7 protein-coding genes and 1 pseudogene are annotated in these 8,907 nt (G+C 65.7%); all 8 read left to right on the top strand.

Annotated features, from left to right (window positions below):
* Positions 1 to 402, top strand: a 402-nt coding sequence (locus tag EOA75_RS23620; RefSeq protein ID WP_127325298.1) for an HPr kinase/phosphorylase, incomplete at its 5' end; no start/stop codon positions are given.
* 164 nt (positions 403 to 566) lie between these two features.
* Positions 567 to 968 (top strand): PTS sugar transporter subunit IIA, encoded by a 402-nt coding sequence (locus EOA75_RS23610; protein WP_067002921.1) that lies wholly within the window; start codon positions 567 to 569, stop codon positions 966 to 968.
* Positions 965 to 1,261 (top strand): HPr family phosphocarrier protein, encoded by a 297-nt coding sequence (locus tag EOA75_RS23605; RefSeq protein ID WP_095799052.1) that lies wholly within the window; start codon positions 965 to 967, stop codon positions 1,259 to 1,261. The genes EOA75_RS23610 and EOA75_RS23605 overlap by 4 nt, the downstream gene beginning before the upstream one ends.
* A gap of 172 nt (positions 1,262 to 1,433) precedes the next feature.
* Positions 1,434 to 2,834 carry an adenosylhomocysteinase gene (gene ahcY / locus EOA75_RS23600; protein ID WP_127325296.1) on the top strand — a complete coding sequence of 467 codons (1,401 nt, stop codon included), beginning with the start codon at positions 1,434 to 1,436 and terminating at the stop codon, positions 2,832 to 2,834.
* A 188-nt stretch (positions 2,835 to 3,022) separates the two neighbouring features.
* Positions 3,023 to 5,578: a PAS domain-containing sensor histidine kinase gene (locus tag EOA75_RS23595; RefSeq protein ID WP_067324664.1), complete on the top strand. Its 2,556-nt coding sequence runs from the start codon at positions 3,023 to 3,025 to the stop codon at positions 5,576 to 5,578.
* A gap of 6 nt (positions 5,579 to 5,584) precedes the next feature.
* On the top strand, positions 5,585 to 7,096 hold the full coding sequence (gene tsaE, locus EOA75_RS23590; RefSeq protein WP_127325295.1) for a tRNA (adenosine(37)-N6)-threonylcarbamoyltransferase complex ATPase subunit type 1 TsaE: 1,512 nt from the start codon (positions 5,585 to 5,587) through the stop codon (positions 7,094 to 7,096).
* Positions 7,093 to 7,854: a nucleotidyltransferase family protein gene (locus EOA75_RS23585; protein ID WP_095799049.1), complete on the top strand. Its 762-nt coding sequence runs from the start codon at positions 7,093 to 7,095 to the stop codon at positions 7,852 to 7,854. Before tsaE ends, EOA75_RS23585 begins: the two co-directional genes overlap by 4 nt.
* Before the next feature lie 60 nt (positions 7,855 to 7,914).
* Positions 7,915 to 8,883, top strand: a pseudogene (locus tag EOA75_RS23580) (double-strand break repair protein AddB); the annotation flags it as partial.
* Positions 8,884 to 8,907: the final 24 nt, after the last annotated feature.

Below are 8,907 nucleotides of genomic sequence, written 5' to 3'. Positions count from 1 at the left end.
CGCGGCGTCCTCATCACCGGGCCGTCCGGCGCCGGCAAGACGACGCTGGCGCTGACGCTCATCGATCATTGCCGGGTGCGCGGGCTGTTTTCGCGACTGATCGGCGACGACAGGCTGCTTGCCGCCCCGCGTCACGGGCGGCTGGTCTGCCGGGCGCCGGCCACCATCGCCGGTCTCGCCGAAGTGCCCGGCTTCATTCCGAGCCCGCTGCCGTTCGAGCCGGGCGGCGTGATCGACCTGCACGTCCGGCTGGTGCCGAAAGAGGAAATGGCCCGCTTCCAGGAAGAAATCAGCGAGCCGGTCGCGGGCTGCCTGGTGCCGCGCATCGATCTTGCCGAGCGCAATGTTGTCACAGGCGTGCCGGCCGTGATGGCGCGGCTGTCGATAGCGCCTTTTTCATGATCCGGTCCGGATTTTTTGCTGCAATGCGTCAAAATGGACCGGGGCGTCGCAATTTTGGGCTTGTCAACCGGCCGTGCGTCGACAAGATAGCGCTCCCGCCGCCTGGAATGGTTGGCGAACATAAAATACGCCAGTGAAGCGGCGATGACGGGAGCCACCAAAGAATGATCGGACTCGTGCTCGTGACGCACGGTCAACTCGCCACCGAGTTCCGGCATGCCGTCGAACACGTGGTGGGGCCACAGGACAATTTCGAAACGGTCGCGATCGGCGCCGACGATGACATGGAGAAACGCCGGGCCGACATCGTCGACGCGGTGGCACGCGTCGACACCGGGGCCGGCGTCATCGTGCTCACCGACATGTTCGGCGGCACGCCTTCCAACCTCGCCATCTCAGTGATGGAATCGGGCCGCACCGAGGTCATCGCCGGCATGAACCTGCCGATGCTGATCAAGCTCTCCTCGGTCCGCAAGGGCGACAACATGGCCGCCGCGCTCGACGAGGCGCAGGCCGCGGGGCGCAAATACATCAACGTCGCCAGCCAGCTTCTGAGCAGCAAATGAACGCCCATGCGCCGGAAAAAGACGAGGTTGTGCGAGAGTTCCCGATCGTCAACCAGCGCGGCCTGCATGCCCGCGCCTCGGCCAAGTTCGTCCAGGTCGCCAGCGGCTTCGACGCAACCATCCATGTCGAGAAGGACGGCGTGAAGGTCGGCGGCACCTCGATCATGGGCCTGATGATGCTGGCGGCAAGCCCCGGCTATTCGATCCGCGTCACCGCCAGCGGTCCGCAAGCCGGTCCGGCCATGGACGCGCTGGAGCAATTGGTCGCCTCGCGCTTCGGCGAGGAAATCTGAAGGTTCGCCGATCGGGCCGCGCATTGTCTCCAAAGACATGCACGAATAAAGATTTCTTTATATCCCATTGTCGTTTGGCAGCCGATCTGCTAGTCAGGCCGGCAATCCGCGCCCTCCATGCGCCGTCCCGGCGCCGGCGCGCTTTTGAAGACAATCACACCGGAGCACTGCCATGACGGGTAGCAAGGACTATGTGGTCGCCGACATTTCGCTTGCCGGCTGGGGCCGCAAGGAGATCGAGATCGCCGAAACCGAAATGCCGGGCCTGATGGCCTGCCGCGAGGAATTCGGCGACAAGAAGCCGCTCAAGGGCGCGCGCATCACCGGCTCGCTGCATATGACGATCCAGACCGCGGTGCTGATCGAGACGCTGAGAGCGCTGGGCGCCGATATACGCTGGGCCTCCTGCAACATCTTCTCCACCCAGGATCACGCCGCCGCGGCGATCGCCGAGGCCGGCATTCCGGTCTTCGCCATCAAGGGCGAGTCGCTGGAGGACTACTGGGATTACACCGACCGGATCTTCCAGTGGGCCGACGGCGGCACGTCCAACATGATCCTCGACGACGGCGGCGACGCCACCATGTACATCCTGCTCGGCGCGCGCGCCGAGGCGGGTGAGGACGTGCTGTCCAATCCGGGCAGCGAAGAGGAAGAGATCCTGTTCGCCCAGATCAAGAAGCGCATGAAGGCTTCGCCGGGCTTCTTCGCCAAGCAGAAGGAAGCGATACGCGGCGTCACCGAGGAGACGACCACCGGCGTCAACCGCCTCTACCAGCTGCAGAAGAAAGGCCTGCTGCCCTTCCCGGCGATCAACGTCAACGACTCCGTCACCAAGTCGAAGTTCGACAATAAATACGGCTGCAAGGAATCGCTGGTCGACGGTATCCGCCGCGGCACCGACACGATGATGGCCGGCAAGGTCGCCGTGGTCTGCGGCTATGGCGACGTCGGCAAGGGCTCTTCGGCCTCGCTGCGCGGCGCCGGCGCTCGCGTCAAGGTGACCGAGGTCGACCCGATCTGCGCGCTGCAGGCGGCGATGGACGGCTACGAAGTGGTCACGCTGGAAGACGCAGCCCCCACCGCCGACATCGTCATCACCACCACCGGCAACAAGGACGTCGTCACGCTCGACCATATGCGGGCGATGAAGGACATGGTGATTGTTGGCAACATCGGCCACTTCGACAACGAGATCCAGGTGGCGTCTCTGCGCAACCTGAAATGGACCAACGTCAAGCCGCAGGTGGACATGATCACCTTCCCGGACGGCAAGCGGATGATTCTTCTGTCCGAAGGCCGCCTGCTCAACCTGGGCAACGCCACGGGCCATCCGAGCTTCGTCATGTCGGCTTCGTTCACCAACCAGGTGCTGGCTCAGATCGAGCTGTTCACCAAGCACGGCCAGTACCAGAACCAGGTCTATGTGCTGCCCAAGCACCTCGATGAGAAGGTGGCGCGACTGCATCTCGACAAGCTTGGCGCGCGCCTCACCGAGCTCTCTTCCGAGCAGGCGGCCTATATCGGCGTGACGCCGCAGGGCCCGTTCAAGCCTGAGCACTACCGCTATTAACCAAAACGAAAATATCTACAACATATTGAAGCCGGGTGTTGACTTTCCGCCCGGCTTCATTTTTTGCACCTGTGATTCTTCACGCCGATTCCGGCAGGCGTTATTGTTGTGATTCGCGGTCCGGGGACAGTTGGGCCGGGGACGCATTCAGGGCGGTCTTGCATTCAAGCGGCGAAGAGGACCAAGACATGCCGGGGGATAACCCGCCACGCGCGGGAAAGGCCGTTTCCGGCGGCCACGAGGATTCGATCACGACCGGCTCCGCCGCGGCGGGCGGAGCCCTTTCATGGCGCGCCGGCGCCCGTCTCGGCACGCTCCTTGCCACCGCCATGTCTGCCGCCCCATTGCTTAGCATTGCGGCGCATGCCGATACCGGCGTGGCCGCGGCGGTCAGCACGGTCGAGGTGATGCAACTTGCGATGTTTGCCGGCGTCATGGGGGCAGCCCTTGTCTCGGCCATCTTCCTGATCCGCGAGCGGGCACGGACGGCGTCGCAAAATGTCCAGCTCAGGGCGCGAATCGCCGACGTCAACGCGGCCCTGCAGCGCTCCGAGGCGCTGCTCAATTTGCGCGACCAGCGCGTCGTCGTGTGGAGTTCCGAGATCAAGAAACCGGAGCTGATCGGCAGCCTGCCGCTCGAAAGCGGCGCACCGGACGAGCGGTCCGCCTTCCTCGCTTTCGGCCGCTGGCTGATGCCGCGCTCCGCCGCGGCGCTCGAGAACGCCATAGCGGCGCTGCGCGACCAAGCGAAGACTTTCGACCTCGTCATCGAAACGCAGGCGGGCATGCCGCTGGAGGTGCATGGCCGCAAGAGCGCCGCGCATGTCTTGGTCCGCTTCATATCGCTGTCGGAAACGCTGCGCAGCCAGGCCCGGCTGAAGGTCGAGAATCAGCGGCTCAGCGCCGACTACGATACCATGCTCGGCCTGCTCGACGCGCTGAAGATGCCGACATGGCTGCGGGCGGCCGACGGGCGGCTGAAATGGGTCAACCGCGCCTATGCCGAGGCGGTCGAAGCGGAAAGCGCGGAGGCCGCCGTGCGCGAAGCCAAGGAGTTCCTCGGCGGACAGGCGCGCGAGCAGATTGCCGAACAGCACAAGTCGCGCCCCGTCTTCGAGCAGACATTGTCGACGGTCATCGAGGGTGATCGCCACATGTTTTCGGTCACCGACTTTGCGAGCGCCGACGGCTCGGCGGGGCTCGCCTGCGACATCAGCGCCATCGAGACGATCCGCGCCGAATATGAGCGCACCGTGCGCAGCCATGCCGACACGCTCGACCAGCTCAACACGGCTGTGGCGATCTTCGATACGGATGAAAACCTGCGCTTTTTCAACCAGGCATTCCAGAAACTGTGGGGCCTGGACGGCGGCTTCCTGCACAGTGCCCCCTCCAACGCGCTGCTGCTCGACCGGCTGCGCAGCGAAGGCAAGATCGCCGAACAGCCGGAATGGCGGCGCTGGAAGGAGAACCTGCTCGGCGCCTATCGCGCCGTCGAATCGCAGGAGCATTGGTGGCACCTGCCGGACGGCAAGACGATCCGCGTGGTGGCCAACCCGCAGCCCAAGGGCGGCGTCACCTGGGTGTTCGAGAATCTGACCGAGAAGATGGACCTCGAAAGCCGCTACCAGACCGCCGTGCGTGTGCAGGGCGAGACGCTGGACAATCTGGCGGAGGGCGTGGCGGTGTTCGGCCCGGACGGACGGCTGCGCCTGTCCAACCCCGCCTTTATCGCGCTGTGGGGGCTGGCGCCGGATGCGATCAAGGCTAACGTGCATGTCTCGGCGATCCGCGACCTTTGCGATCAACGCGCGGCCGACAGTCCGTGGGGCGGCTTCGTCGCCGCCATCACCGGCTTCGACGACGAACGCCGCGACCGCCACGGCCAGGCGGAACTCGTCAACGGCACGGTGCTGAGCTATGCCGTGATCCACCTGCCCAACGGGCAAGTGATGATGACCTTTGTCGACGTCACCGACACCGTCAATGTCGAGCGGGCGCTGAAGGACAGGAACGAGGCGCTGGAGAAGTCAGACCAGTTGAAGAACGAGTTCGTGCAGCACGTCTCCTACGAACTGCGCTCGCCGCTGACCAACATCATCGGCTTCACCGAACTGCTGTCGCTGCCGACGACGGGACCGCTGACGCCGAAGCAGCGCGAATATGTCGAGCATGTCGGCTCGTCGTCCTCGGTCCTGCTCACCATCGTCAACGACATACTGGATCTCGCGACGGTCGATGCCGGCATCATGCAGCTCGACATTTCCGAGATGAGCATCGACAGGACGATCGCTGCGGCCGCCGAGCTGGTCGCGGACCGGCTGGAGGAGCATCAGATCAAGCTCAAGGTCGACGCTGCATCGGCGCCGAAGAGCTTCCACGGCGACGAGATCCGGGTCCGCCAGATCCTCTATAATCTCTTGAGCAATGCCGCAAATTATGCGCCAGCGGCGAGCACGATCACGCTCGCTTGCCGTCAAATGGCAGACGGCGTCGAATTCTCGGTGCATGACGACGGGCCGGGCATGCCGCCGGACGTGCTGGAATCGGTCTTCCGACGCTTCGAGCCGCGCGCCAATGGCGGCCGCCGACGCGGCGCCGGGTTGGGACTGTCGATCGTCAAGAGCTTCGTCGAATTGCACGGCGGAACGGTGCGTATAGAGACCGGAGCGGACAAGGGCACGACCGTGATCTGCACCTTCCCGGAGACGCCCTCCGGCGGCATCCGCGAAGCGGCCGAGTAACGCGCTTTGGCAGAAACGGTGTTGGAACGATTTCTCGCCGACGAGGCGGCGACCGCGAGGCTTGGCGAAGACCTTGCCATGGCGCTGCGGGCTGGCGACGCAATTGCGCTGAAAGGCGATCTCGGCGCCGGCAAGTCGACGCTCGCCCGCGCGCTCATCCGGGCGCTTGCCGACGACGCCGGCCTCGAAGTGCCGAGCCCGACCTTCACGCTGGTGCAGAGCTACGAGACGCGGATACCCGTGCACCATTTCGACCTCTACCGCCTGTCCTCGCCGGACGAGCTCGACGAGCTCGGCCTCGACGACGCGCTGGCGCAGGGCGCGGCACTGATCGAATGGCCGGACCGAGCCGGCGACCAGCTGCCGGCAAATGCGCTCCAGGTCGAGCTTATCGAGCAGGGCGCGGGCCGGTCGGCAAGGATCTCCGGACAGGGAGCCGCCTTCGAGCGCGCGGCGCGCTCGCTGGCGATGCGTGATTTCCTGGCCTCGGCCGGCTGGGGCGAAGCGAGCCGCCGTCATTTCGTCGGCGACGCGTCCGCCCGTTCCTACGAGATCGCCTCGCTTCCCGGCGGGGCGCCGCGGGTGCTGATGAACTCGCCGCGCCTGGTGCTCGGACCGCCGGTGCGCGACGGCAAGCCTTACGCCGTGATCGCTCACACCGCACAGTCGGTCGCCGCCTTCGTCGCCATCGACCGGGCGCTTCTCGCCGCCGGCGTCAGCGTGCCGCTTATCCATGCGCAGGACCTCGATCAGGGCTTTCTGCTGCTCGAACATCTCGGCTCGGAAGGATTTTTGGGCGGCGACGGCCAGCCGATCGTCGAGCGCTATGAGGCAGCGGCGGAGCTGCTCGCCATGATGCATGGCAAGGCCTGGCCGGACCGCATGGAGGCCGCGCCGGGCGTATACCACGGCGTTCCGCCCTTTGACCGCGAGGCGATGCTGATCGAGGCCGACCTTCTGGTCGATTGGTATGTGCCGATGGTCACCGGCGAGCCGGCAAGCGATGCATTGCGGGCCGGCTACCACAAGGCATGGAACGCGGTGCTCGACCGGCTCGAGGGCCAGGAATACACGCTGATGCTGCGCGACTTCCATTCGCCCAACATCATCTGGCGGGCAGAGCGTTCCGGCCTCGATCGGCTCGGCATCGTCGACGTGCAGGACGCACTGATCGGCCCGGCGGCTTACGACGTCGCCTCTTTGGCCATGGATGCGCGTGTCACCGTCTCGACCGAGATCGAGCGGCGGACGGTCGAAGCCTATGTCGCGGCGCGGCGTTCGGCCGGCGCCTTCGACGAAACCGGCTTCGCCGAGGCCTATGCGATCATGGCGGCGCAGCGCAATTCGAAGATCCTGGGCATCTTCGTGCGGCTCGAAAAGCGCGACGGCAAGCCCTACTATCTGAAGCACCTGCCGCGCATTCGCGACTATCTGAGGCGGGCGCTGGCGCACCCGGCGCTTGCCGGCCTGAAGGAATTTTACATGGCCCACGGCCTGCTCGAGGAGCGCTCGCCATGAAGCCGAAGACCGCGATGGTGCTTGCGGCCGGTCTCGGCAAGCGCATGCGGCCGATCACCGACACGATGCCGAAGCCGCTGGTGAAGATCGCCGGCAAGGCCTTGCTCGACTGGGGGTTGGACAGCCTGGAAGCCGCCGGCGTCGCCAGCGCCGTCGTCAACGTTCACTACCTGCCGGAGCAGATCATCGCCCATGTCGCCGGCCGCCGGGCGCCGAAGATCGACATTTCCGACGAGCGCGCGGGCCTGCTGGACTCGGCCGGCGGCATCGTCAAGGCGCTGCCGTTCCTGGGGGGCGAGCCTTTCTACATCATCAATGCCGATACGTTCTGGATCGACAGCGGCGAGCCCAGCCTCGAGCGCCTCGCCCTTGCATGGGACGCCGCTAGAATGGATATTCTGCTGATGCTCACCGATCTCGACTCAGCGATCGGACACTGCGTCGGCACCGACTTCCTCGTGGCGCCGGACGGCGCGCTGCACCGGTCCAAAGGCGACCCTGCCGGCTTGATCTATGCCGGTGCCGCGATCATCCATCCGCGCATCTTCAAGGATGCGCCCGAAGGCCCGCATTCGATCAACGCCTATTTCGACAAGGCAATCGCCGCCGGCCGCCTGTTCGGCATGAAGATGAGAGGCCGCTGGATCACCGTCGGGACGCCGGATGCCATTCCGGCGGCCGAAGCGGCGGTCACCGGCGCGCCCGCGACCGCATCGGCCCAAAAATCGGGTCCGATTTTTGGAAAGCACGATGCGTAGACTCAAGGAGTTAGATCGTCGTTTGTGCGCCCAAACGGGCGCACAAAGATCTAATGCGGTATGAGCGGCTCGCGCCGCGTCTTTTCCATCCCGTCCGGAGCGCCGTTCCTGCCGACGCTGGCGGAGGCGTTGCTCGAAGGCCGCCTGATCCCAACCTTCCGCTTCGACGGCGAGCCGCTGGCGCTGGCTGACGCGACCATCTATGTGCCGACGCGGCGCGCGGCGCGCGCCCTGCGCGGCGCCTTCGTCGACATGCTCGGCAGACGCTCGGCCATCTTGCCGACGGTGCGGCCGCTCGGCGAGTTCGACGAGGACGAGGCCGCCTTTGACGCCGAGGCGGCACCGGCAATAGACCTCGCACCGCCGATCGCCGCGCAGGAAAGGCTGCTGTTACTGGCGCCGCTGGTGCGCGCCTGGAAGGAAAGCCTGCCGGCGCACGTCAGGGCGCGCTTCAACGAGGAGTTCGTCGTGCCGACCTCGGCCGCCGACGCCATTTGGCTTTCGCGCGACCTTGCCCGGCTGATGGACGAGATCGAGACCGAGGGAACGGATTGGGCGAAGCTCGCCACGCTGGTCACCGGCAACCTTGCGGGCTGGTGGCAGGTGACGCTCGATTTCCTCGGCATCGTCACCGACAACTGGCCGGAGTTGCTCAAAGAGCGTGACCGCTCTAATCCGGCCGCGCACCGCAGCGCGCTGATCCGGCTGGAAGCGGCGCGGCTGAAGCGCAGTCCGCCGACCGGACCGGTGATCGCCGCCGGTTCGACCGGCTCCATTCCAGCCACGGCCGAGTTGCTTGCCGTGATCGCCGGCTTGCCGAACGGCGCCGTCGTGCTGCCCGGGCTCGACCGTGAGCTCGACGACGCGTCCTTCGCGGCGATAACCGCGCCCGGCGCGCGGCCGGCAACACTTGGTCACCCACAATACGGCCTCGCCAAGCTGATCGGCAGCATTGGCATTGAGCGCCGCGATGTCGAGGAGATCGGCGCTGCATCACGACCGCTCGCATTACGCGCCGCCCTTGTCGGCGCGTAATGCGAGCGGTCGTGATGC

This window comes from Mesorhizobium sp. M1A.F.Ca.IN.022.07.1.1 (assembly GCF_003997575.1).
Lineage (GTDB): Bacteria > Pseudomonadota > Alphaproteobacteria > Rhizobiales > Rhizobiaceae > Mesorhizobium.
The sequence above is the reverse complement of the archived record's forward strand: the minus strand, read 5'-3'. Positions and strand labels throughout refer to the sequence as shown.

Excerpts from the sequence above, each read along its gene's own strand:
- EOA75_RS23610 (WP_067002921.1), top strand. The coding sequence starts at position 567 with ATGATCGGACTCGTGCTCGTGACGCACGGTCAACTCGCCACCGAGTTC.
- EOA75_RS23605 (WP_095799052.1), top strand. The coding sequence starts at position 965 with ATGAACGCCCATGCGCCGGAAAAAGACGAGGTTGTGCGAGAGTTCCCG.
- ahcY (WP_127325296.1), top strand. The coding sequence starts at position 1,434 with ATGACGGGTAGCAAGGACTATGTGGTCGCCGACATTTCGCTTGCCGGC.
- EOA75_RS23595 (WP_067324664.1), top strand. The coding sequence starts at position 3,023 with ATGCCGGGGGATAACCCGCCACGCGCGGGAAAGGCCGTTTCCGGCGGC.
- EOA75_RS23585 (WP_095799049.1), top strand. The coding sequence starts at position 7,093 with ATGAAGCCGAAGACCGCGATGGTGCTTGCGGCCGGTCTCGGCAAGCGC.